Below are 25,519 nucleotides of genomic sequence, written 5' to 3' on the forward strand. Positions count from 1 at the left end.
CGGTAATGAAGGAGATAAGCTCCTAAACGAACTTAAATGGACAATGAATCATCATCCTGGTCAATTTGCGTATTTGTTTCATTATTAAATTTTTTGTCTGGCAGTTTTAATCCGAATTCTTGTTTTGCGATTTGCTGATTCATTGTCCATTTAAGTTCGTTTAGGAGCTTATCTCCTTCATTACCGCCTTCAGTAAGCGTGTCTTCAAAAACTTTTTTTATATTTTCAACTGTTTGTCCCGATGCAGCTTGTGTATTCGTAGTAACTGGACTTGGTGAACTCGCAACAGCTGTACTAAACGTTTTTTCCGTTTTAACCGCCGATAGGATGGAAATGGAATTAAACATTGATGAGCTTTGCAGTAAAGAAATATAATCAGCTACTGATGATAAAGCTGCGAACTCAAGCTTCAAATTTACGAGAACCGGAGTAGTTTGAGAAACAGCAGAATTAGATCCATTATTTTGTTCTTTATTCTCATCCTTAGGAATTTCCGCAGACAAAATTCGCCCAGTTGCCGGAAGCTTAGCGGAGATCGTCTCTAAAACAGGAATCCAATCGATTCGTTTATTTTTTAGTTTATCAATTTCGGCATGCAAGTTTTGATAGTTGATTGATTGTTCATCCAATTGACGCTGTTGGGTTAACGTTTGAATGGAGGCATTCGTTAAAGCGATTTGATCTTCAACATGTTGCATGTTGTTCTTAAAGTAGTGACCTGCATACAGAAGTGATGATGAAAGGATTAGAAAAAATAAAACTGATAACACCAGTAGGGGTAAAAATRTCCGCTTAGATCTGGGTGCCTTAGGCAGCAAATTTATATTTTTCATGATTCAGCCCCCCTTAGAGCTAAACCCAAAGTAACAGCATACATGGATAGATCATCTTTGAAAGCCGAATTACGACTAAAATAACTGGCAGATTGAAACAATTGTACTGGAATCGGGAGCCGCTCGGTCAAAAATGATACGATTTCAGGCATTCTTTTCAAATCACCGGAGATGACCACACCTGCAAATTCTTGATTCCGATTATTTAGCGTATAACGATAAAAGTTCATCAATCTTTCAAGCTCATGTGCCAAATCATTACAATGATTTCGAAAATCAGCATCGCCGTCCAAAAACTCTGAGAAGAGATGATCCGCACTCGTTCTCACATCTGTATTCCCCTGCGGCTTTGCTGAGAAACTAAGTGGAATACTACGAGTAATCTTGAGATTCTCACCCTGAAAAATGCTAAGATCGCCAGTAGTTTCGTTCAAATCAACGATCAAGTAGGTGTCCTTTAACTTAGTCAACGATGTGCTTTGCAGCAAACGAAATAAAGAGAGTGCTTTAATCTCAATACTCGTAAGTTTAATCCCTGCGGAAGCCAAAACTTCAAGATATTGATCCATCATTTCTTTAGGAGCCGCAACCAGCATAACATCGCATTGCATAGCAGTATCTGCTCTGGATTCTTCCTCCTGGAAATCATCAAACAACCCTTTGCCCCCGCCTAGATCCGCTTTACCAGCAGCAGCCTCCAAGATATAATCGTTCCCCTTGGGAGCATCAGCTTCTTTTATTAACTTATTTGCAGTTTTTCTTTTTTTATGGGCAGTTCCATTCATTTTCACAAAATCATAAAGCGGATTCTCGAAAGGTAAATGTATATTGTGTTTTATCTCAAAATCAACTAGCTTAGCCAAGTCCTTCTCTGGGATATCCGGTAGCTTTAAAAATCTTACCATCACAAGCTGGCTAGGAAACACCAGATGTACACGCTTTGGTTTTGCCTCTAATCGCGTCATCATGGTTTGCAACGTTTGTATCAAGCGAAGGGGTTCTTTAATTCGACCTTCTTCCATAACATGAGGTGGAAGCTCCTCTATTATATTCATCTGAATCAACGGTTCATTATTTTTTCTTATCAATACTTTGCTCATTTTTATGGTTGAATCAGAAATTTCAATTCCCAAGGAAGTTTGTCCTGGTTTCAGCACTTTAAAAATATTAAATGATGATGTTAGCATGTCCAGACTCACTCCTTTGTTGAATTTCTGAGATGTATGCATCGTTATGAACGCTTAATTAAAGTGAATTAAGCTTAAGTACCAGTTAATCACGGGCTCTCCCCAAAAGTAACTAAAGAAGGCACCTGCAGCTATGAAAGGACCAAATGGAATGCCTTGATCTTCTTGCGACGATTTCTTTCGTATTTGTACAAGTCCATACATAGTTCCTACTAAACTAGCAGCAAAAAKGGTAAATAAGGTTAATTTGATCCCGGCAATGAGGCCAATATATGCGAATAATTTGATATCACCGCCGCCCATACCTTCTTTTTTCATGATTAACATGGATGAAAGTGCGATCAGATAAAGTAATCCGCCACCAACGAAAAACGCTGCTACGTAGTTCCAAAAGGGTAATGGATGTATCCAAATGCGAAGGATGAAAGCAAAACCCATGCMTGAGAAAACAACGACATCTGGGATGATCCTGTATCTGCTATCCGCAATGGAGCAAATCATTAATATAGAAACAAATACAAGTCCTACGATCAATTCTAAAGAAGGCCCAATCTGCCAAGTAGTGACGGCAAAGGCAACAGCAGTTAGGAGTTCACCAATGGGATAAATCGGAGAAATTTTAGCTCGGCAATACCTACAAGCTCCTCGTAATCCTATATAGCTTAGTACAGGAATTAGATCTAGTGGTTTAAGTTCATGATTGCAGTGAACACAATGTGAAGGCGGGTATGCGATGGATTCCTTTTTTACAACCCTAATCCCTACTACGTTAAAAAAGCTTCCAAAAACGAGTCCGAATAGTGCAGCTGTTATTGTGTAAAGGAGAGTTAGAGAGTCCATAGTAGCTCCATTCGGGTAGGATTGAGGGATTCAATAAAGGTAACTCGTGAGAGTTACCTTTATTGGAGGTATAAATTCCTTACTTTAAGCACTTATGGAGTTGATGGTGATGTTGCTGTAGCCTTCCAACCAGCTGCTGCGGTATATTCGACTGTAACACTAGTGTATACAGGCGTGTCTGTACCTGACTGTTGTTTAGGAGCTTCCTTTAAATAGTTTGCTGCAACTAAAGCAGCAATTGTCACAGAAGTAACATTACCAGTACCTGATGGGTTAGTATTTGTTAAATAATGCACCGCAGTATCTTTCAACAATAACTCAGTTTGCTTATCCGCATTAACCTTAGAATTATTAATAATTCCCCCAATAGCCGGAACCGCAATCGCAGCAACAACCCCCAAAATTACGATAACAGCCAACAACTCGACAAGCGTTAACCCTTTTTGATTTTTAAGCAGTCTAAGCTTTGTGTTCATCATTTTTTTAAACATAGTACCCTCTCCTTCGAATAATCAAATTATATTTAATGAATACCGCCCATCAGTTTAAACGTTGGGAGCATAACTGCTAAGACAATGCCTCCAACGATTCCTGAAAGAAGTAATATCATTAGCGGTTCTAATAGCGATTTCAATCGATCAGCCATCGTATCCACATCAGCCTCGTAGAAATCAGCTACCTTTTCCAACATACTATCCAGAGCACCTGTCTTCTCACCAATCGCGAGCATTTGAACAACCATTGGCGGAAATAGCCATGAATCTTTGAACGGATCGGCAAGTGCTCTTCCGCTCCTGAGTCCTTCTCGTGATTCCAAAATCAGCTTTCCTATGACTTCATTGCCTACTACATTTGAAACGATAGTCATGGCTTGAAGCATTGGAATTGCCGCTGCGTACAATGAACTGAAGGTCCGACTGAAGCGTGCGATGGATTGTTTATGCGCTAGCTTACCAAAGACGGGAATCTTGAGTCTAAAATAATCCCAGTAATAATTCCCTTTCTTAGAACGCTTCATTGCTTGAATAATAAAACTTGGCGCGACCACGAAGATTGGTATAAAGAACCAGTAAGAATTCAGAAGATCGCTCATCTTGATGACAATCCTAGTTGGTAGCGGCAACTCCAATCCCATTGACTTGAAATTTTCCACATATCTTGGAATTACGAATGTCATCATAAGCGTGACGACTGCTATCGTAACGACACCCATAATGATCGGATAGATCATGGCAGACTTTACTTTTTCCTTGGTGTAATGCTCTTTCTCGTAAAATACAGCTAAGCGATCCAACATGTCGTCTAAATTCCCGCTTGCCTCTCCAGCTCGGATCATATTGACGAAAACGGTGGAAAATACGGTTGGAAACTGAGCGGAAGCGACTGAAAGCTGCGTACCTCGCTGCATGTCCTCGGCAACTTCTTTCAAAATCTTTTTAAACACTTTGCTCTCTGTTTGCTCACTTAAGATACGAACAGACTCAACCATATTGACACCGGATTTATATAACGTTGAAAGTTGTCGACAGAACACGGTGAAATGCTCCATTTTGACCTTCGGGCCACCGAAAGTAATTTCTCGATACAAGATGCTCTTACCTTGGTCAAAGCAATCGAGAATCCATAGACCTTTTCCCTTCAACTCATCTGTTGCTGATTGAAATGAAGCAGCTTCGAGTACCCCTTTATAGTAATGACCATGATTGTCAACAGCTTGATACCTGAACTTTGGCACTCGAGCTCATCTCCTTACTTACAGCTCCCTTATTGCAGTTCTGCGAAACCAAAGAGCGCTTCTTTCGCCGTATCCACAGTGATTATGCGCTGCTGAAGCAATTCGCGAAGCGCCATTTCCATGGTCTGCATGCCTTGAGCTTTGCCAGTTTGCATGACAGAACGGATCTGATGTACCTTCTCCGAACGAATAAGGTTCGCTACCGCTGGGGTATTAACCAACACTTCGATCGCTGCTACACGACCGCTGCCATCTGTGGTTGGTAAAAGTCTCTGCGCCATAACGCCTAACATAACGGATGCGAGTTGTACGCGAACTTGTTGCTGCGCTTCCGATGGAAAGACATCAATGATTCTGTCAATGGTTTGAGGAGCATCCGCCGTATGTAAAGTTCCAAAAACCAAATGACCTGTTTCAGCAGCGGTAATCGCGATACTAATCGTTTCCAAATCGCGCATTTCACCCACCAGAATTATGTCTGGATCTTGCCTTAGTGCTGCTCGAAGGCCTGAAGAAAACGAATGGGTATCAACGCCAATTTCCCTCTGATTGACAATACAAGATTTATGYGGGTGAACAAACTCAATGGGATCTTCTAGTGTGATAATGTGGTCACTTCTTGTACGATTGATAAAATCTAAGATTGCTGCTAATGTCGTTGATTTCCCGCTTCCTGTAGGTCCTGTGACGAGCACKAGACCTTGCGGCTTTTTGGCAAAATCTTGTGCAATCGATGGTAATCCTAACACTTCCATTGCCGGTATTTTTGTAGGAATAAGACGAATGGTCAGACTAACGTTTCCTTTTTGTTTATAAACATTGACCCTATATCTGGAAACATCTGCAATACCATAAGACAGGTCTAGATCCCCTCTTTCTAAAAAATATTCATATTGTTCGTTTGTCATTAATTCTTTCGCCATCTCTAACGTTGCAGAAGGGATCAGAATTTGATCGTTAACTGGCTTAAGCACGCCATGAATACGAAACATAGCTGGTGAATTAACGGTAATATGTATGTCAGAAGCTTTAAGGTCATGAGCAAGCTTCATCAACTCTACCATGCTCACAAGAATCCCTCCGTTCTACATTAATAGGTATATATACTCATATATACATAGTACTATAGAACTGTTAGGTAAGTGTTAGAATATTAATCGACATTTTTTTCATAAATTAAGTAAAAAAAATAATCAACCATTGCCCGTAACACGGAACACTTCCGCAAGTGTCGTTTGACCAGCGATCACTTTGCTAATACCATCTTTAATCATCGGTACCAACCCATGTTCAGTTGCGTAATTCTGATAATCGTTATCTGAACGTTTTTGCAAAATCATAGTCCGAAGTGTATCATCAATTGCCAGAATTTCATGAATCGCAAGTCGCCCCTTGTATCCACTTCTCCCGCATTCTCCGCATCCATTGCCTCTACGCAGTATCTCAACTGTATACCCATGGCCTTCCAGCAACACCGTTTCTTCTTGCGAAGGGATATAGGAAGTTGAACAACCAGGACAAATTTTACGTACAAGTCGCTGTGCAATAATGCAGTTTACTGCGGATGAAATCAGGAAAGGCTCAACTCCCATATCAATAAGACGAGTAATCGAACTCGCTGCGCTATTTGTATGCAATGTACTGAGCACGAGATGTCCAGTCATGGCTGCGCGAATGGCAATCTCAGCTGTCTCTACATCCCTGATTTCTCCAACCATCACGATGTTTGGATCTTGACGCAGAATCGTACGGAGCCCTTTCGCGAATGTCAGTCCAGTTACCGAATTAACTTGTACTTGATTAATACCCTGAAGTTGATATTCTACGGGATCTTCAACGGTGATAATGTTAACTTCCTCATTATTCAATCTGGATAAAGCGGAATACAGGGTTGTTGTTTTACCGCTGCCAGTCGGTCCTGTGATAAGAACTAYGCCATGAGCATTGTTTATTCCTTTTTGAAATAACATAAGGTTGTGTTCAGAGAGTCCTAATTTCTCAATTTCGGTAAGCGTGCTCCCCAGATCGAGAATTCGCATGACGACTTTCTCTCCATGAATCGTAGGAAGAGATGAGATTCGGATATCTACCTTTCGGAATTCAATATCCATCTCAACACGACCATCTTGCGGTAATCTTCTTTCTGCCACGTTCATATTGGCCATGATTTTGATCCTAGCAATAATAACACTCTGCATGTGAGGAGGTAATGTCCTCTCCGTGCGCATGACGCCATCCACACGATATCGAATACGCAAGCTATCTTCCTGTGGATCAATATGAATATCACTTGCTCCAATTTGGATCGCTTGGATAATGATTTGATTAACCGTCTTGACGACTGGTGAATCTTCATCTTCCACTACTGGCTTCGCTTCTTCCGATTCACGAATCGTTAAGTTCTGCATGATCTGCTCAACAGATTCCTGCAATCCATAATAGCGCTTAATCGCCCGCTGGAGTTCATCTTTCGAAGCAATCGTAGGCTCAATACGGAAACCAGTCGTCATACGAAGCTCATCAATTGCAAAATAATCCAGCGGGTCAGCCATCGCCAAAATAAGTTTATTGCCTTCAGTCCGAATGGGTAAAACCTGATGTTGTTCAGCGAGCCGCTGAGGGATTATATTAATAATTTTTGTTTCAATTTTTTGACGGTAAAGCTGGATATGCGGAATTCCCAATTGGAACTCAAGAACTTCAATTAACTGCTGTTCTGTGATGTAGTTACGGGTGATTAGCACATCGCCGAGCCTCATATTCAGCTCTTTTTGCTCTCTGAGGGCATTTTTCAATTGTTCTTCCGAGATCAGGCCAGATTCAACCAAAAGATCTCCGATTCTTTTACGAGGAGCCATAACTCCATTCACCCCCATCGATTTCAAAAAAAAAGGCCAGTTGCTTAATTCGCACCTGACTCATTTGCGCCTATGACAAGAGGTCAACCTATTATTAGAGGCACAAAATGGATATATGCTTTTATTTAAACATATCGTGAAATCTTTGGTCAATGTCAGTTTCATCCAAATCGCCAAATCCTTGCAATCACAGTGTAAGACACAACAAGATCACACAAATGGCGGATCCCAAGCTTTTTTGTCCATACCAATCCGATCACTCACAACATTCATATCCTGATCCAGATGCACATCGACTCCGAAGCTCAGCTTGCGTTTATGCCAGAAACGCATATCCCGCCACTGTACTTCATATCCACCATTCTTCTCTTTCCAACACACATAAATGTGCTGAGCAAATTGTAAAAAAGCGCGCACACCATCTGTCMCCATCGTTGCTTTCACAATTGGATGTGATTGCTGTTGATTGTAATCCTTCTTACTATACTGCTCAAGAACGACCACCTGACCATGACGAAGCTCTCCTAAATAAAAGCTGGTATCACTTTCAAAGACAAACTGCCAATAGAACCAACTTAAACTCGGTACAAGACGACATACACCTGTAGGAATTTTCAACTCACTATGCACAAGCTTAATGAGCTTATTTCTTTGAGATTTTTGGAACCACACATAGATAAGCGATGCTGCAAAAATAAGAGCAAACATCTCCCCGATATGACTTCCGGCCATGCCTCCCCATACGGCAAACCACAGGATCACCCCGCCAGCATGGAGCGTGAACAAGAATGGATCATACAGACACAGCGTATCCAAATGCACCCATTTTTTCGTAAAAGGCCGTAAGCATTGCACACCGTATACATTGAAGGCATCCAGCCCCACATGGCATACAACAGCTAGGAACGTCCATAGGAATAGATGAAGGAAATTCTCCCAAACGCCGAACACAGCTGCGAGCGGTAAACTTATCACTAGTGGCCAGATCAATAGCGCTGGTATTGAATGCGTCACACCTCGATGTAATCGAACATAACTCGCATACCCCCGTAATCGGGCTAATGTATCTAGATCCGGTGCATGGGATCCAATCAACGTTCCAGCGAGAATAGCGTGACTTAATGCGGGTTGCTCCGAAACCACCGTTTCTAAACAAGCTAATCCTGCAAGGCTAACCCCAAACAATAAGTGGCTTGCTGTATCCATTTATCGATTCCCCCCGTCCTTATGTCCATTATGCTTCCTGAAGACCGTTTTCCCAACGTTCATGAACGTTAAACCAGTAAAACCAAGAAGCAGGCTGCTCCCGAATAACCTGCTCTACGAAGCTATTCAATATCAGATTGGTTTCAACCCTTGCAGCTCGACCACCACTATTATCGTTGGCGTGTACAGAAAGCGGCTCACCCACCACAAGCCGGTGCTTGAAGCCATGGGAACGGAATCCATAGAAAGGTACGATTGGAATTTGCAGCTCAAGCGCCAACATCGCCGTACCTTCAGGAGTACGAGTCACCCTGCCGAATAATTTCGACAATGGAAAGGAAGGCCGCCAGAAATCGCCAAGCAAGAAAACGACGCCTCCGGATTGTATATGTCTTTTTAAGCTGCGATATAATTCCAGTGGGGGAACGCTGTCATAATCTAAGCCTTTGCAACCTAATGCCGCGAACTTATCATATAAGGGCTTCAGTTCAGGGCTCCCCGCTGATGCGACTGTAAGACAATCAAACCTTCTCGTGAAGTACCAATAGTAATTGAAAAAATTCCCTACATGTGGTGTGTAAATAATAAACCCTTTCCCACTGGCTAACTGTTGCGCGGCATGCAAATGCTCCTCACCTTGCAACTTGAATTCACTCGTAGGCAAGCGATCCGATTGGAAACAAATTTCGAATAGCGAAAACACAACATTTCGTACATAATCCCTTGTAAGAGATCTGACTTTACGTTCCGACATCGGTCCTAAAACATCTGTCAGATTGTGTCTCACATTCTTTAGAAACCCGTTTCGTGAAATTAGATACCATATTGAAGCTATTCCCCAACAAAGGAACGACAACATCCACAATGGAACAATGGGTAACACTCGCACCAGAAGACTTCGTTCTCCTTCACCTGAGGTTAACTTGGCGATCCATTCATACAAGGCAAGCCCACCTCATCTCACTCAGCATTGAGAAAATGACGTTTATATCGACGCGCCACCTTATCTTTTTGCAATATGATAAAAAAATCTATCGTCCCAAACAGCTCATCATACGCAGGATCCCCACCAATTTCAGCTCCAAGCCACTGATATCCTTTCATCAAAGGCGGCAGTTTGCGAAACATTTCTTTCTCATTACAAGAGAGATCAATTTGAGCGAGGCCAGCAATCCGATGTGTTTCAAGGGGTTTAATCCCAAATCGATCCGTCAACACCTGTTTCTGCTTCAGCAGCGAATAAATTTCATTTAAATCCTCAATCGTTGAAAAGTGTACACTCGCACATCCGATTAAATGAGTGAAATTGCGTTCACTAATATAGCTCGCAATCCCTTCCCATAACATTTGTATAGTCCTTCCGCCGCGATAAGCTGGAGCAATGCAACTGCGACCCAGTTCCAAAGATTGTTGTCTCAGTTCTGACATTGCGCTTAAATTAAATTCGGTTTCGGAATAAAATCCAATCCCCTCGCTTGCCCGATCACCTGGCAAAAGTCGATAAGTACCGATCACTTGATCGGTTTCAAGGTCTTTGACAATTAAGTGATCACAATATGGATCATAAGCATCACATTCCAGCTTTTGTTCATTCATCAACCGTAAATTTTTCTCTTCCTCCACAAATACTTGATATCGCAGTTGCATGGCTTGCTCAATTTCTTGTTCATGCTTAGCAAGCTTCACGATCAGCTTAGCAGGTTGTGGCGCCGCCAACAGAGGTACTCCATTCATTTTTCCTCACGCCCCTCGACTAGAGTTTACAATTTCAGATTAACAAAGCTTTATTTTCTGTTGATTTGCTGGTTGTGAAGGTTTTGTAAGCATCATGACATTTGCTGAGAAAAATGAAAAAAAACACAATTCCCCAAAGGAGAATTGTGTTTATAGGACTCATCAATTGATAAATTGTAAATAGATTAACAACCGTTTCAGCATGACAGCCGCTTGCGCTCGAGTCGCGAAGGCATTGGGATTAAGCTGTGTCTCCGTGACTCCTTGGATTAACCCTGTTTGCAGGGTAAACGCCATTGCTTGCCTAGCCCAGTTGTCGATGGCATGTTGATCTATAAATGGATTAAGAACTGTATCTTGTGCATAGCTTACTTGCTGGCTGCCTGTGACCTGAATCGTTCTATTGATCATTGCAGCCATCTGCTCACGTGTCACTTGCAGTAGCGGTCGAAAGGTTCCGTCTTCAAAGCCTTCGATTAGTCCTGCTTTAGCCGCTGTGTTGACCATGTGCGAATACCAGTCATTGTCCTTAATATCCTTAAAACCAGAGGTTCCAGGAACGGTTTCGTTAGCTTCCATGCCTAGGGCACGGATGAGCAATGTAGCGAATTCTGCACGAGATATTTCCTTCTCTGGTTCGAAATTTTGTTCATCTACCCCAGAAATGATCCTTTTGGAAGCAAGTTTTTCTACATCCTCACGTGCCCAATGCGTCCTCATATCTTCAAAATGCTTATCTTTCTGAATGATCGTGTATAACCCACCATATTGGTCTTTAATGACCATCTTCCAAGCTCCATCACCACCGGTTAGGAGAGATGGAACGAAGGCGATCTCACCGGACTCCGCATTTAATCTTACAGCGGTCACATTGGTCGTGTAGGAAGTGCCAGGAAGAGCAATTGATCTCTCCACGGGCATGTTTTCATAATGACGAATCGCAACACCGCCTGCTTGGATTTCAAACTCGATTGGATTGGTCAGGAGCAAAGCAGTTTGTTCGGCGCTTGCTTTTTCTTTCAATGTTTCTGCAAGTTGACTTGGTTCATGTCGGATAATCACGGAGAAGAGTCCATTGGAACCTTCGGCTTCACTTACATGATTTTTGAAAAGACGCAATGGAATTGTAAACTGAATCGCGTTCATATCCAGTTGAATACTCCCATTCATATCCTGTAAATCATTAAAGACGTTGGATGCGAATTCGACGACTGTCGTATCGTGATCATCTTTAATTTGTAAAAGCAAAGATGAGGCGGAACCCTCATTTATTGCGTTGAAAGCTTCCTTGAGCTCACCTTCATCAGCATGGAATTTGGAGAGCATCATACCGTCAGGTGCCGCTTCACGGACACGCTGACTCGAAATTAKGAGAGCCTGAGAACCTGTTGACTTCAAAGCACCTGTTAACGTGTAAGTTACGACGGGTCCAGTAGAGGACCAATTGTTTGCTACATCTCCCGCTTCCACTTTAAAACTCATGTTTATGCCAGCAGCTAAGCCTGATAATTGCGTAGTAAGCTCACTAGCCCTCACCGTAGTCAGCAGTTCTGAATCTTTATATATCCGGTAGGAAGTGACCCCAACGTTGTCCGTTGCTGCCGACCAGGTTAAAGTGACAGAAGAACCGGAGCCTGGTGTTACCGTTACATTGGCACCATAGTTCCAGGTAGGAGCTAATATGTCTTTGAACCCTACTGTGACATAAATCGTTGTCGAGATTCCATTATAAGTCGCGGTAATGATTGCACTCCCTGCGCTGACTGCTGTGATATAGCCGTAACTACTTACAGTAACGACAGAAGAATTTGAACTTGTGAAGCTCGTATTCGAGGTTACGTCATTGACATTAAACTGCGAATCATACGCATTGATTGTAAGATACTGTGTCCCATTTATCTCCAAGGAAACTGTACTTTCATCTGCTTCTATTCGACTAACCGTGGTTGTCACACTCACACTCGCTGATGCTGTGAAACTACCATAATATGTTGTAATCGTCGTTACACCAGGCGAAATGCCAGTCACCAAGCCACTTGAATTTACACTTGCCACTGCTGGATTTGAACTCGTGAAGGTCAGGCCAGTTGTCAACGTTTGTGTGCTGCTGTTATTTTTATAGCCAATCACGTAGGGAGACCGTGTTGAGCCAGACTGAAGTGAATACGAATAGGAGTCGAAAGCTATCCGATTCAAATTCMCCAAAGTAGAAGATATCGTAATGCTGGCAGAAGTGGATTGGCCGTTATAGGTTACTGTTAAAGTTGTTGAACCTGCAGCAACTCCCGAGATAACGCCATTCGCATTGACTGTTGCCACAGCTGTATTTGCGATTCTGTAGCTAGCTCCAGATTGGATAGTAAATGTATTGCCATTCGCATAAACCCCTGTTAAGTAACTGGCTATCGTTCCAGTTGGTTGCAGGTTATAACCTTCATCATCCAAATACACGCGAGTAAGCGTTTGGCCATTGGGATTATTGTTTAAACCACCATCCGGACCATAGATTTGAAACTCTGCAACGCTAGCATACCCTCCTGAGGCGACGCGCGTAGTTGTTAATCGAAAGTATCGTGCCGTGACATTCCCTTCATCCACATAACGCGGATCTCCCACCTGCATACTCCCTGTTCGATCGGTAAAGGTATACCAGATGATACCATCTATTGAAAAATCAATTTTATAACCATATATATCCTGGATATTGGAATACGTCGTCTCAAAACGCTGCACATTGCGGAGTTGCCCCAGGTCCACAACCAGCCATTGCGGTAATGATGTGCTACTGGGTGCCCAACTGGATAACAATTGACCATCCACAGCCTTATCAGAGCCCCAAGAACCCGAAAAACTTGATAGTGCAGCCGTTGTCTTATTTTGTGAGAGAAGTGTCAGAGCCTCACTCGTTGAATATACGCGAAAATCAAACACGCTGGCTTGATCTCCTGGTGAGCCAACGCCTACTACTAGTAATCTGACGAATCTTGCTAGAACATCCCCACTGTCCGAATAAAAAGGGTAGTTAATGGCAGTATTCGCAGAACGATCTGCAAAAAGGCTCCAATTGATACCATCAATCGAGGATTCAATCTTGTAAGCATACGAGCTATTCGCATGCTCAAACACAGTTTCAACACGTGAAACAAGAACGTTTTGCGAAAGGTCTACGGTTAACCATTGTGGAAGTTGTGAATTAGTTGCTAACCATTTGGTATGAATGAAACCGTCCACTGCTTTACTTGCACTATATGTAGCTCCTGTAACAGATGACGCCATAGCAGATTTCCCCTGAGAAACTGGTATTTCAGAGKCATAGGCATCTCTTGATAGACATAAAATCCCAATAATGACACAGACAGAAATGAGTAACGCAAAATGGTATACAGTCACTCTGTAAACCGGATACGTCATGTCCACCCCCCAGTTATGAAGCGTTTACAACTATTTTATCAGAAGCCCTATCAGTGCGTATAGGGCTTTAGATCTAATCTTCGAACTATTCTGAATCTTTGTACGACTTTCTAATTTCCTTAATCATAATGAAAAATATCGAGGATATAAAGATAGAAAGTAGCACTTCACCGAGTGTAATTCCCATACCTTCACCTCGATTTCCGTTGGTTTTGTTTAGTGTATKAGGTGAATGCAAGAAATTGACGTTGGATACAAAAATAAGCTTCTCCCAATAGAAATAAATGGGAGAAGCTTATTTATTTTACACTTTGCGAGGTATATCAAAGCTCCAGAAATCCCTTGCTAAGTGACTATTCGCGTGAATTTGTTGTGCCTGGTGAAGCAGTTCAGTTACACTATCCCCTTGATACCGCGAGCTAAGATGTGTCATGATCAGCTCATTCGCACCAGCCTCCTGCGCGGTTCGTGCCGCATCGGTCGATGTCGCATGATCGAAGGCATAGGCTAGCTCCTGCTTATCCATGGCAAAGGTCGCTTCATGAACGAGAACATCGGCACCTCGAGCAAGGCGTTTAGCTCCATCGCAGTAGCGCGTGTCACCCAGGATAACAACCACACGACCTGGAACAGGCGCACCTAAGAAATCTTTCCCATGTATCGTTCGGCCATCCTCAAGCTGTACCGTGTGCCCTAGCTTTAATTGGCCATAGATCGGACCTGCCGGTATTCCGAGTTCCTTCAGCTTTTCATTTAGAAGCTTGCCGGGTTGATCCTTCTCCACGATGCGAAAACCAAAACATTCAATACGATGCTCTAATCGAGCCGTTTCCACAAGAAAGCTTTCGTCTTCGAAAATAATACCCTCTTCATCAAGCTCGACAAGGTGCAGTGTATAACTCAGATGTGCTCCGCTGATTTCCAGCGCAGTTTCTACGAATTGTTTGAGCCCCCGCGGACCATATAAGGTCAAAGGTGTATCTCCACCCAAGTAGGAGCGACTCGTTAATAATCCCGGAAGCCCATACAGGTGATCACCATGTAAATGCGTGATGAAAATTTTCTCCGTTCGTCCCAACTTCACCGGCGAGTTCAAAATCTGCTGCTGCGTTCCCTCACCACAATCAAACATCCAGTATGTTCCCCGTTCGTCTAATAAATTCAAGGCTATTGAGGTTACATTTCGTTGCTTGGAGGGCATGCCTGCCCCCGTTCCTAGAAAATACAAGTCCACAAGCCAAACCCCATTCTATCTCAATATCACATCGGCAAAACGGAAAGCGAGGATGCCGCGGAACAGGATCGTTCACACTCGCTACCTCGCTCTCGCAATCTTATCCTACGTTAAAATAACGTGCTTCTTTATGGGCAAATACAATCGCAGATACGGAAGCTTCCGGCTCCATCATGAATGACTCCGTCAGCTCAACGCCGATATCCTCAGGCTTCAGCAGATTAAACAGCTTCGCTTGATCTTCGAGATTAGGGCAGGCTGGATAACCGAACGAGAACCGTTGTCCGATATATTTGGCTCCAAATCTTTCTTGCATCGTCATATCAACACGATCTGCAATACCAACAACATCGCGCATAATGTGATGAACGCGTTCTGCAAAGCCTTCGGCTACTTCAAGCGCTGTCGCTTGCAGCGCATGGGATTTCAAATAATCCCCTTTGTCACGCCATTCTTTTGCCAATTCATTAATATCATGTCCAGCTGTCACGAGTAGGAAACCAACATAGTCCATTTCGCCGCTTTCTACGGATTTCAAATAGTCGGCCAAGCAGAGGTAAGGCTCTTTATCTTGACGAGGGAATGTAAATGTCTCAAGCACCTTGCTCGTATCCGCTGGATCATACACGATGATATCATTCCCGTTCGATTGTGCAGGGAAGAACCGATACATTCCGTGAGCCTTAATGATACCGTTATGCTGCGCAGCATATAGGATTGAATCTACTGTGTCTTTCAGCTGAAGTGCTTTGGAATCCTTATCACTCAATAACTGCTCTACTTTACCCTTTAAACCAAGGTGATGACCTAGCAACATCTGCATGTTTACATAAGGCATCAAATGACTAATCGGGTAATCGCGTAAAATATGACGATCGGTGTCTTGTGGTACCTGAACAGGCAAATCTTTCGAAACTGCAGAAGAACTCACACGCGTAAGCTGTGGCATCTTCTCTTCTTTTTTTCCTGTGTCCATGACATCGGATTCCAGGCTATCACGTAGCTCTTGAATCAACCGTTTACGCTGCTCAGGGTCACTCAACTTGTTCGCGATATCCAGACCATCCATCGCATCCTTTGCATAAAGAACAACACCTTCATATTCTGGTTGAATACGAGTCTTGGTGAATTTCCGTGTAAGTGCAGCTCCACCGACGAGAATCGGTACATCCACGCCTGCAGTCCGTAAATCCTGCGCTGTGATAACCATTTGTTGCGCCGATTTAACTAACAATCCAGACAGCCCGATCGCATCTGCTTGCTCTTTGCGATAAGCTTCAATGATTTGCTCCGGCGGTACTTTAATCCCTAAGTTGATAATCTTGTATCCGTTATTGGATAGGATGATTTCAACGAGGTTTTTCCCAATATCGTGAACGTCCCCTTTAACGGTTGCCAAAATAATTTTACCTTTCACCGCAGTCTCGGATTTCTCCATGAACGGCTCTAGGAAATTAACGGATGCTTTCATGACCTCCGCGCTTTGAAGCACCTCAGCCACGATTAGTTCGTTGCCATTGAACAGACGCCCAACTTCCTCCATTCCCTTCATAAGTGGCCCATTGATGACCTCTAGCGGTGAATAAGTTTGAAGTGCAATCTCCAAATCCGGTATTAAGCCTTCCTTCGTACCTTCAACAACATAAGAGCCCAGTCTTTCTTCCAGAGATAAATTCGAAATCTTCTCCTTCTTCTCAACCTTCTTCTCACGGAAATGGGCAACGAACTTCGCCAAGGTATCATCGTTCGTATTATAAATGAGTTCCTCTGCCAGTTGACGCTCTGTATCAGGAATCGACGCATACCGTTCTAGTTTCTCCGTATTTACGATGGCATAATCAAGTCCCGCCTTCGTACAATGGTACAAATAAACAGAGTTCAGAACCTCACGACCCGCATCCGGTAAACCGAATGAGATGTTACTTAGTCCTAGAATCGTTTTGGCGAGAGGATACTTTTCCTTGATCAGCTTAATCCCCTCAATTGTTTCTACGGCAGAGCCAATGTACTGCGGATCTCCTGACCCAACGGGGAACATATTCGGATCAAAAATGATATCCTCTGGATTCATGCCATATTTGCCAGTAAGAAGTTCATACGAACGTGTTGCTACTTCGATTTTGGCTTGACGGGAAACCGCCTGCCCACGCTCATCAATGAGAATACAAACAACCGAAGCCCCGTAGCGATGAATCAGAGGTAAAATCCCTTCGAATTTGCTCTCTCCATCTTCCAAGTTAATCGAGTTAATAATCGCTTTACCTTGCGAATATTTGAGTCCAAGCTCGATAATGTGATCATAAGTCGAGTCAATCATTAACGGAACTTTGACCTTTTTTACAACTTCTTGCATGAATTCTTCTACCGCGTATGCTTCATCAATGTCTGTATCCTGTAGATTAATGTCGATAACATGAGCGCCATTTTTCACCTGGTTACGCGCAATTTCAGAGYCCTCTTCAAATTTACCTTCTTTAATTAGGCGCTTAAACTTCCTAGATCCGGAGATATTCGTCCGTTCTCCAACCATGATTGGTCGATTTTCCGGCTCGATATAGACAGTCTCAATACCTGAAATTGCAGGTGGATGAGAACCGTATTCCCCTCTTGGTTTATAATTCGCTAGTGTTTCTGCCATTGCCCGAATGTGTTCAGGCGTCGTTCCGCAGCAACCACCAGCAATATTGAGCCAACCTTGCTCAGCAAAACCTGCCATCTTTTTGGCCAAAGACTCCGGAGATTCATGATAATGCCCGTTCTCATCCGGCAACCCTGCATTCGGATAACAACTGATGGCTGTATCTGCGATGCCAGAGAGTGTACGAATATGATCCCGCATAAATTCAGGTCCAGTCGCACAGTTCAAGCCCATCGAAATTGGCTTCAAATGCTCCAGGGAAATATAAAAGGATTCAATATTTTGACCAGCTAGCGTTGTCCCCATCGGTTCAATTGTACCCGAGATCATAATCGGAAGCTCTACACCTAATGTTTCAAAAGCTCTGCGAATCCCGATACTGCCCGCTTTTACGTTCAGCGTATCCTGAGATGTTTCGAGAAGCATCGCATCAACGCCTGTTTCGACAAGCGCTAGTGCTTGCTGATAGTAGCTTTCTTCTAGTTGTTCAAAAGTCACGCCACCTGTGACAGATAAGGTCTTGGTCGTCGGTCCCATAGCACCTACAACGTAACGTGGCCACTCCGGTGTCGAATATTTCTCAGCGGCAGCAATCGCCAATTTCGCAGCGGCGATGTTCAACTCCMGGTGACGGTCTTGTAAATCGTATTCCGCCAGTACGACACTCGTCGTCCCGAACGTATTCGTTTCTATCATATCAGCGCCAGCGGCGAAATAAGCTTCATGAATTTTTTGAATAACATCTGGGCGTGTAACACATAGAATTTCATTACAGCCATCGAGGTCGTCACTTCCGAAATCATCAGCAGTCAAGTCCTCTTGCTGAATCATCGTACCCATGGCACCATCTAGGATCATAATCTTCTTCTTAAGCTGTTCTTGAATCGGTGGTTTCTTCATGGCAAGGCTCCCTTTCAACTTTTCCTAAATCAGGATTAAAAAAAACGACAAATTATGTTAAGATTTAGTGTAACAGAATACGGCTTCTATGAAAAGATTTTGAATTATGAATAATCCCTATAGGTTTTATCGGAAAAACTTATATCCTTCCATCGACAGTAAGCTTGATATCCTCTATAATATGGTTATATTTATTAATGAAAGAGGGATGTAACGTGGCACAAATTAGAATTCGAAATACCAATGAACGTATCGAGGGCGAAGCAGAAGTTAAAGCCTTCTTAGATAGTCAAGAAGTCGTATACGAGCATTGGGATGCGAACAAGCTTCCAGTAGCACTTCGCGAGAAATTCATTCTTAGCGATGATGAAAAAGCAGAGATCATTTCCACTTATGAAGCTGAGATTAAGGATCTAGCTGCTAGACGCGGCTATGAAATTTGGGATGTCATCTCCTTATCTGATGTTACCCCGAATATTGAAGAGCTTCTGAAAAAATTCGAACAAGTGCACACGCACACCGAAGATGAAATCCGAGCTATCGTTTCTGGAAAAGGAATTTTCATCATCAAATCCGAAGAACTTGGCTATTTCGATGTTGAACTTGAGCCAGGTGATGTGATCTCTGTTCCTGAGAACACGAATCATTTCTTCACCTTGATGGATAATCGTGAAATCGTTGCTGTTCGCCTTTTCATCGAAAAAGATGGCTGGGTAGCTTACAACATTGATGATCCTGACTTTATTAAAGCTTAATTGTTAAGTTAACACAATAAGCCCAATAGCACTTTAGACCATTGTGTCCAAAGTAGCTGTTGGGCTTTATTCTTTATTCGAAATTAACCGTTATTGATGATTGGTAAAATTTCTTGAAGACGCGTCACTTCATAAGCAGGTACGATCTCATCGCCACTTTGAAGCCCATGATGATTAATCCAAATGTTACGCATACCAATGCTTCCTGACCCCAAAATATCTGTCGTCAGTTTGTCCCCGATCATAATACCTTCATCCACACTAATCTCAAGCAGACCCAATGCATAATTGAAGATAGCCGCTGCTGGCTTCCCTTGTCCAAATTCTCCAGAAATCACGATGTGATCAAAGTAAGAAGCAATCTCAGGAACCCCTGCTAATTTCTCTTTCTGTAAATCCGGCGAGCCATTCGTTAAAAGAAGAAGCTTGTATTTGCCTTTCAACTCGTCTAGTACGCGGAATGTTTCTTCATATACATAGGGACGACTGCGGCGTTCGGCTGCAAACAATTCACCTAGCTTGAACCCTAACTCACGATCTTCGATCCCTAGTCCTGCAAGTCCTCTAGTCCATGATTCTGTGCGATAGCCAGGTGCTAGCTTCTGTAATTTACGGAAGTTTTCGTCCTCACCTTGCGTGAAATTGGCCCACAGTCCTTCAAACGGGTTAATCCCAATCATTTTGGTAAATGGGAACGTCTCGAATGATTCATATAAACTCCTTGCTTCCTTTCGAACAGATGCTTCTAATTCCTCTGGGTTCAACCCATTGACTTGCTTCGCTGCTTCTGCGCATGTTGCAGCAAAAGCTTCCTCCACACTACGATCGTCCCATAACAGYGTATCATCCAAATCAAATAGCACAGCTTTCAACGTCATCATTCATTTCCCCTTTGAATGTAGTATCTATGTGTGTAGGCTTATTTCTCTTCGTCAGTAAACTTAATGGAATCTAGTTGAACCTTTAGGTTCCCCCTGAAGGCATTAATATAGATTTTCCTTAGCTCATTTCGCTCATCAATCTCTGCATCCGTTAGGCCAACTGTCTTCGCCTTTCGAGCTAGTTCATTGATTCGCTCAATCGTCTTATCCATGCTGTCACTCATTGTAATCCTCCCAGTCAAAATTTCAATATGAGTATTACTTTGCCATCACCGAATAGGATTGTCAAGGATACAAAGCAAAGAGACATAGCAACAGACGACTATGTCTTAAACAAACATCTATATAGTGAACTAAGAATTATTTCATTAAGGTAGTAATAGAACTTGCCCCTCTTGCAGTGAACTGTTCGTTAAGTGATTAAATGCTTTCAATTTTTCGACGTAGGAACGCGTGTTCTCACCCTTCTTTTTGTGAGTTTCTGCAATTCCCCATAGCGTATCACCACTTTGAATAACAACTTTCTCGTTTTGAGTATCTTTCGCTAATGGTTGCGCGGAAGTGATTGGTGTAGACACGGTAACAGTACCATCACCTGCATAGGCTTGTACGATCGCACCGAACGACAACACTGTTCCAAGAATTACTGCTATCAGTATGAAACGAAGAAGTAGCTTCGCATAACCGCGTTTAATCGTCATCCCTTTGGATGCATGAGCAGTACCCCGAAGTGTTGTTGTTCCGTTAGATTGTGAATAAGCCATATACATAAAATTCATCCCCCAAACATTTGTTCTGATATTAGAATAACACGAACACATGTTTGAGTCAACCGTTTTTCGAACTTATGTTTGTACGAACTCGGGTTCTATGTTATACTTTGGGTAATGATTCCCAGTATTGGAGTGATATCTTATGAGTAAAATTTCGCAGCGTCAACAAGCAATAATGGAATTCATTAAGAACGAAGTGAAAGATAAAGGCTACCCTCCTTCCGTTCGAGAAATCGGCGAAGCAGTTGGACTAGCCTCTAGTTCTACTGTGCATGGCCATTTGGAACGTCTTGAGAAAAAAGGCATGATTCGTCGAGATCCAACCAAACCGCGTGCTATTGAAATTCTAGGGCTTGATGGTGCTGAATCCCAATTCGCCGTCTCCGTCGCTCGTGTTCCCCTTGTTGGTAAAGTAACGGCTGGTGTTCCTATTACTGCCACTGAGAATATCGAAGATTATTTCCCTCTTCCTTCAAGCATGGTTGGTGATAACAACGTGTTCATGCTTAGCATTATGGGTGACAGTATGATTGAAGCTGGTATTCATAATGGCGACTATGTCATCGTTAAACAGCAACAAACAGCGAATAACGGTGATATCGTTGTCGCAATGACAGAAGATGATGAAGCTACAGTTAAGCGTTTCTACAAGGAGAAGGATCATATTCGCCTTCAACCGGAGAACTCCGCTTTACAACCAATTTTATTGAAAAATGTAACGATCCTTGGTCGTGTCATTGGTTTATTCCGAGATATGTAAGAACGGCAGACACCACAAAAAAGCAAGGCTCCCAAAGTGGATTAACACTTGAGAGCCTTGCTTTTTGCATTTAAAACGTCAATACCCAGTTCCCCGCACGGAAGATCGGTTCGATCGTCCCATCTGCAAGTTCTCCATCGATTTCAAGCTCAGCAGAACCAATCATAAAATCCACATGAATCAAGGAGCTATTCCCTCCGCGAGCCTTCAACTCTTCATTCGATAACTTAGTGCCATCCTTTAAATTAATCGGATAGCAACTACCCAGCGCTAAGTGACAGGAAGCATTCTCGTCGATGCCTGTGTTGTAGAAAATACGATTTAAATTGGAAATCGGGGAATCAAACGGCACGAGTGCAACCTCACCTAAATACCTCGCGCCTTCATCCATATCAAGTAATCGTGCCAAATGGTCATAACCAACCTCCGCTTGGAAGTCCACAACCTTGCCCGCTTCGAACGTAAAGGTAAACCGGTCCACTAAAGCACCATTAATATTCAAAGGCATTGTACTCGCTACCGTACCACTAACACCTGTTCGGTTTGGGATGGTGAACACTTCCTCCGTTGGCATATTCGCTACATAACGGATACCGCGAGCGTTCTCATTATCCCCACCTAGCCAAATGTGTCCTTCTGGCAGTTCAACACGCAAATCCGTACCCGTTGCTCGATAACGTAGAGCTTTATAGCTTCTTTCATTCAATAAGCTATGTGTCGCCTTCAGCGTATCCAAATGGGACTGCCAAGCTGCTACGGGGTTCTCTTCATATACACGGTTAATTTGGAAAATAGCATCCCACATCGCAGGAATACGCTGCTCCTCTGGCAAATCCGCATACACAATCGAAGCCCAAGCTTCAGTTGGTGCTTTAATTAAACACCAGCTAAACTCACCTGTTCGTACATAGTGCTGATACTTGGCTCTTGCCGTTGATGCGGCTTTGGAAGCTCTTGAAATCAGGCTGGCATCAATGCCATCGTACAGATTCGGATTCGGTACCTTAATGTTCAATAAGGCCCCTCCGTTTTCAACAAAACGTTCAAGCATCGTCGTATACCACTCCGGGTAGTAGTCCATTGAATCTTCTGATGCATAATCAAATTTATTTCGCGTAACGACATCATCCTGCCAATGCACATGGACAAAATTCGCTCCAGCCTCATACGCTTTCTGAACGATTAATCTTGTTAAATCCAATGTTTCTATGGGAGCTTCAACCAACAAATCTTGGCCTTTATTCAAGTTAACCCCGATTCGAATCACTAACTCTGCATACTTTTCTAAATTTCGATTGAAATTGTCCATAGTTCAATTAGTCTCCTTCGCGTTAAAAAGCCMATCAGTTCATTCTATGCGTGACCGACGGGCGTTAAGTATCTAGTTGTCCTTCTAATCATACAATACCMCCTTAGAGGTTGGCAATGTAGCATGAACAGCATTCGATAAGGAGATTTCTATCAAAGTCGCTCGTGAATACGTGTTATGAACTTCGGGAAGGTCAACATTCTTTGTGGATGAGAGTGGTACGAACGCGTATTCTCGTCACACAGTCGTTTTTAGCAGAGTTGTAGCTTAGATTGGCTAGTGTAATGCTGCACAAACTTGAATTAACTGGAAAATCTACAGCTATTATCGATGAATTTCCTCGAAAACTCGTTTTAGATGGAAAACATGAAGGTAATTCTGCCACTTTTGATCAAATCGAGTAATATGGTTAAAATTAACTGTAGGTAATCCATCTATTCTGGATTTGATCGGAAAATCCAGAATTTTAACTGTAGAAAATCCATTTATTTGCCGGAACACGAGATAATTACAAAACTCTCCCCCCGCAACTCTACTCGCAACCAACCTGCCACACATCACCACGCCCAATGGAGAAGCATCTCTCGCCTCAAACAGTGTCAAAAAGAAAAACCCTCAACGCTTACAGCGCCGAGGGTTTTAATCATTTTAGTACAGAGACAGATATTGATCTCTCTCCCATTGGTGAACTTGCGTACGATACATATCCCACTCAATTTCTTTCAACTCGTAGAAATGCGCTAGCGCATGCTCACCAAGTGTGTCGCAAACGACATCGTCACGAAGCAACTCGTCTAGTGCTTGTTTCAAGTTAAGAGGCAAGCTAGGAATGCCTTCAGCTTCACGCTCTTCTTCCGTCATCACATAAATGTTGCGATCTGTTGGCGGAGGAAGCTGCATTTTGTTCTTAATGCCATCCAAACCTGCTGCAAGCATAACCGCAAGTGCAAGGTAAGGATTTGCCGCTGGATCCGGGTTACGAACTTCAACACGCGTGCTTAGACCGCGGGAAGCTGGAATCCGAATCATTGGGCTGCGGTTACTAGCAGACCAAGCTACATAGCAAGGCGCTTCATAACMAGGAACTAGACGTTTATATGAGTTAACCGTTGGGTTCGTAATCGCAGCGAAAGAACGCGCGTGACGAAGTACACCAGCCATATATTGTCTTGCAACCGTGCTCAAGCCTAATTTGTCGCTCTCATCGTAGAACGCATTCGTCTCACCTTTGAACAAGGATTGGTGACAATGCATACCAGATCCATTCATTCCGAACAATGGCTTCGGCATAAATGTTGCATGCAAACCATGCTGTCTAGCTACCGTTTTCACAACCAGTTTGAACGTTTGGATTTGGTCAGCAGCTTTAATCGCATCTGCATATTTAAAGTCGATTTCGTGCTGGCCTGGCGCTACTTCATGGTGAGAAGCTTCGATTTCAAAGCCCATTTCTTCCAGCGTTAGCACGATATCACGACGGCAGTTTTCCCCAAGATCCATCGGTGCCAAATCGAAGTATCCACCTTGGTCATTCAATTCCGTTGTTGGATTACCTTTATCATCTGTTTTGAACAAGAAGAATTCCGGCTCAGGTCCAACGTTCATTGCTGTGTAGCCCATTTCTTCTGCTTGCTTCAACGCATTTTTCAAAATGGCGCGTGGATCTCCAGCGAACGGCGTACCGTCCGGCATATAGATATCGCAGATCAAACGAGCAACTTTGCTCTCCGTTACCCATGGGAAAATAACCCATGTATCTAGATCGGGATACAAATACATATCCGATTCTTCAATTCGCACATACCCTTCGATGGAAGATCCATCGAACATCATTTTATTATCAAGCGCTTTCTCAAGCTGGCTCAAAGGAATTTCAACGTTCTTAATACTTCCCATCAAGTCTGTGAATTGCAAACGGATAAAGCGAACGTTTTCAGCTTTGGCAATGCGAAGAATATCTTCTTTGGAATAGTTAATGTTGTAGCTCACGTGTGCATTCTCCTCTCAACTGTTAAGCGTTTTGACAACCGATTTTACTTGTAGAATCTGGACAACTGTCCCTGAATTAAGGAAACCTGATCCGGGCGTTTACCTCCGCCAATCAATTGTTGCTTCAGCATTTTGTGCAATTGAGAGTCGGTTAATTCTTTCCGCTTCACTTCAGTGTGCTCGTTTAGAATCGTTGCATCCTCTGAATCCTTATCCACAGGGATAAGAACTTGCTTGATACCCGCAATGTTCACACCTTTTTCAATCAAATCTTTAATCTCAAGAAGACGTTCCACGTCATTAAACGAATAGAGCCGTTGATTTCCAGCTGTTCTAGCTGGGATGATTAATTCGTGTTGCTCATAGTAACGAATTTGTCTTGCTGTTAGATCTGTCAGCTTCATGACGATCCCAATGGGGAATAACGCCATATTTCTACGTATTTCATCACTCATGCTAATCACTCCTGGTCAGTA

Annotated in this window: 21 protein-coding genes; 2 read left to right on the forward strand and 19 right to left on the reverse strand. The window is 43.0% G+C overall.

The features are described from left to right. Positions 1 to 32: 32 nt before the first annotated feature. From AC1DLM_RS19485 to metH, 13 genes are all read right to left on the reverse strand, one after another. Positions 33 to 833, reverse strand: coding sequence for a hypothetical protein (locus AC1DLM_RS19485; protein WP_477570893.1), 801 nt, complete (start codon positions 831 to 833; stop codon positions 33 to 35). Continuing rightward, positions 830 to 2,020 carry a type IV pilus biogenesis protein PilM gene (gene pilM, locus AC1DLM_RS19490; RefSeq protein ID WP_441986618.1) on the reverse strand — a complete coding sequence of 397 codons (1,191 nt, stop codon included), beginning with the start codon at positions 2,018 to 2,020 and terminating at the stop codon, positions 830 to 832. Before pilM ends, AC1DLM_RS19485 begins: the two co-directional genes overlap by 4 nt. 54 nt (positions 2,021 to 2,074) lie before the next feature. Further along, a complete protein-coding gene (locus AC1DLM_RS19495; RefSeq protein WP_477570894.1) occupies positions 2,075 to 2,860 on the reverse strand; it encodes a prepilin peptidase in 786 nt (261 codons plus the stop codon). Positions 2,861 to 2,952: 92 nt separating this feature from the next. Next, on the reverse strand, positions 2,953 to 3,351 hold the full coding sequence (locus AC1DLM_RS19500) for a prepilin-type N-terminal cleavage/methylation domain-containing protein (RefSeq protein ID WP_441986620.1): 399 nt from the start codon (positions 3,349 to 3,351) through the stop codon (positions 2,953 to 2,955). A 32-nt stretch (positions 3,352 to 3,383) separates the two neighbouring features. After that, complete coding sequence (locus AC1DLM_RS19505) at positions 3,384 to 4,595, reverse strand: type II secretion system F family protein (RefSeq protein ID WP_441986621.1); 1,212 nt, start codon at positions 4,593 to 4,595, stop codon at positions 3,384 to 3,386. 29 nt (positions 4,596 to 4,624) lie between these two features. Then, positions 4,625 to 5,659: a type IV pilus twitching motility protein PilT gene (locus tag AC1DLM_RS19510; RefSeq protein ID WP_441987039.1), complete on the reverse strand. Its 1,035-nt coding sequence runs from the start codon at positions 5,657 to 5,659 to the stop codon at positions 4,625 to 4,627. A gap of 129 nt (positions 5,660 to 5,788) precedes the next feature. Further along, a complete protein-coding gene (locus AC1DLM_RS19515; RefSeq protein WP_477570895.1) occupies positions 5,789 to 7,453 on the reverse strand; it encodes a GspE/PulE family protein in 1,665 nt (554 codons plus the stop codon). Between the two features lie 210 nt (positions 7,454 to 7,663). Continuing rightward, positions 7,664 to 8,659, reverse strand: a complete 996-nt coding sequence (locus tag AC1DLM_RS19520; protein ID WP_477570896.1) for a metal-dependent hydrolase — start codon at positions 8,657 to 8,659, stop codon at positions 7,664 to 7,666. 28 nt (positions 8,660 to 8,687) lie between these two features. After that, positions 8,688 to 9,602, reverse strand: a complete 915-nt coding sequence (locus AC1DLM_RS19525; RefSeq protein WP_441986624.1) for a lysophospholipid acyltransferase family protein — start codon at positions 9,600 to 9,602, stop codon at positions 8,688 to 8,690. Positions 9,603 to 9,619: 17 nt separating this feature from the next. After that, positions 9,620 to 10,393, reverse strand: coding sequence for a GNAT family N-acetyltransferase (locus AC1DLM_RS19530; RefSeq protein ID WP_441986625.1), 774 nt, complete (start codon positions 10,391 to 10,393; stop codon positions 9,620 to 9,622). Between the two features lie 162 nt (positions 10,394 to 10,555). Beyond that, on the reverse strand, positions 10,556 to 13,669 hold the full coding sequence (locus AC1DLM_RS19535) for a discoidin domain-containing protein (protein WP_477570897.1): 3,114 nt from the start codon (positions 13,667 to 13,669) through the stop codon (positions 10,556 to 10,558). A 439-nt stretch (positions 13,670 to 14,108) separates the two neighbouring features. Then, complete coding sequence (rnz, locus tag AC1DLM_RS19540; RefSeq protein WP_441986627.1) at positions 14,109 to 15,038, reverse strand: ribonuclease Z; 930 nt, start codon at positions 15,036 to 15,038, stop codon at positions 14,109 to 14,111. 100 nt (positions 15,039 to 15,138) lie between these two features. Further along, on the reverse strand, positions 15,139 to 18,576 hold the full coding sequence (gene metH / locus AC1DLM_RS19545) for a methionine synthase (RefSeq protein ID WP_477570898.1): 3,438 nt from the start codon (positions 18,574 to 18,576) through the stop codon (positions 15,139 to 15,141). Between the two features lie 215 nt (positions 18,577 to 18,791). Between metH and AC1DLM_RS19550 the strand changes: the two genes are divergently transcribed. Beyond that, positions 18,792 to 19,331 (forward strand): 1,2-dihydroxy-3-keto-5-methylthiopentene dioxygenase, encoded by a 540-nt coding sequence (locus AC1DLM_RS19550; RefSeq protein WP_441986629.1) that lies wholly within the window; start codon positions 18,792 to 18,794, stop codon positions 19,329 to 19,331. An 83-nt stretch (positions 19,332 to 19,414) separates the two neighbouring features. Here the strand turns inward: AC1DLM_RS19550 and AC1DLM_RS19555 are convergent, their stop codons facing one another. The 3 genes from AC1DLM_RS19555 to AC1DLM_RS19565 all read right to left on the reverse strand — a co-directional run bounded on the left by AC1DLM_RS19555 (position 19,415) and on the right by AC1DLM_RS19565 (position 20,982). Then, on the reverse strand, positions 19,415 to 20,209 hold the full coding sequence (locus AC1DLM_RS19555) for an HAD family hydrolase (protein WP_477570926.1): 795 nt from the start codon (positions 20,207 to 20,209) through the stop codon (positions 19,415 to 19,417). A gap of 41 nt (positions 20,210 to 20,250) precedes the next feature. Next, positions 20,251 to 20,436, reverse strand: coding sequence for a DUF896 domain-containing protein (locus AC1DLM_RS19560; protein ID WP_056620911.1), 186 nt, complete (start codon positions 20,434 to 20,436; stop codon positions 20,251 to 20,253). A gap of 144 nt (positions 20,437 to 20,580) precedes the next feature. Then, positions 20,581 to 20,982, reverse strand: a complete 402-nt coding sequence (locus tag AC1DLM_RS19565) for a LysM peptidoglycan-binding domain-containing protein (protein WP_441986630.1) — start codon at positions 20,980 to 20,982, stop codon at positions 20,581 to 20,583. 145 nt (positions 20,983 to 21,127) lie between these two features. Between AC1DLM_RS19565 and lexA the strand changes: the two genes are divergently transcribed. Then, positions 21,128 to 21,745: a transcriptional repressor LexA gene (gene lexA / locus AC1DLM_RS19570; RefSeq protein WP_056620907.1), complete on the forward strand. Its 618-nt coding sequence runs from the start codon at positions 21,128 to 21,130 to the stop codon at positions 21,743 to 21,745. Positions 21,746 to 21,815: 70 nt separating this feature from the next. Here lexA and AC1DLM_RS19575 read toward each other — a convergent pair whose 3' ends face one another. The 3 genes from AC1DLM_RS19575 to AC1DLM_RS19585 form a co-directional block, all read right to left on the reverse strand. Continuing rightward, positions 21,816 to 23,054: an aminopeptidase gene (locus AC1DLM_RS19575; RefSeq protein WP_477570899.1), complete on the reverse strand. Its 1,239-nt coding sequence runs from the start codon at positions 23,052 to 23,054 to the stop codon at positions 21,816 to 21,818. A gap of 648 nt (positions 23,055 to 23,702) precedes the next feature. After that, the gene (gene glnA / locus AC1DLM_RS19580; RefSeq protein ID WP_477570927.1) at positions 23,703 to 25,031 is read right to left on the reverse strand and encodes a type I glutamate--ammonia ligase; all 1,329 of its coding nucleotides are present in this window, start codon (positions 25,029 to 25,031) and stop codon (positions 23,703 to 23,705) included. Positions 25,032 to 25,087: 56 nt separating this feature from the next. Then, a complete protein-coding gene (locus tag AC1DLM_RS19585) occupies positions 25,088 to 25,498 on the reverse strand; it encodes a MerR family transcriptional regulator (RefSeq protein WP_047676992.1) in 411 nt (136 codons plus the stop codon). Positions 25,499 to 25,519 lie beyond the last annotated feature (21 nt).

The sequence above is a fragment of the Paenibacillus sp. 01T442 genome (genome assembly GCF_056398345.1).

Coding starts and splice junctions, on each gene's coding strand:
- pilM (WP_441986618.1), bottom strand. CDS start 2,020: ATGCTAACATCATCATTTAATATTTTTAAAGTGCTGAAACCAGGACAA.
- AC1DLM_RS19560 (WP_056620911.1), bottom strand. CDS start 20,436: ATGAGTGACAGCATGGATAAGACGATTGAGCGAATCAATGAACTAGCT.
- AC1DLM_RS19585 (WP_047676992.1), bottom strand. CDS start 25,498: ATGAGTGATGAAATACGTAGAAATATGGCGTTATTCCCCATTGGGATC.
- AC1DLM_RS19575 (WP_477570899.1), bottom strand. CDS start 23,054: ATGGACAATTTCAATCGAAATTTAGAAAAGTATGCAGAGTTAGTGATT.
- AC1DLM_RS19565 (WP_441986630.1), bottom strand. CDS start 20,982: ATGTATATGGCTTATTCACAATCTAACGGAACAACAACACTTCGGGGT.
- AC1DLM_RS19500 (WP_441986620.1), bottom strand. CDS start 3,351: ATGTTTAAAAAAATGATGAACACAAAGCTTAGACTGCTTAAAAATCAA.
- AC1DLM_RS19530 (WP_441986625.1), bottom strand. CDS start 10,393: ATGAATGGAGTACCTCTGTTGGCGGCGCCACAACCTGCTAAGCTGATC.
- lexA (WP_056620907.1), top strand. CDS start 21,128: ATGAGTAAAATTTCGCAGCGTCAACAAGCAATAATGGAATTCATTAAG.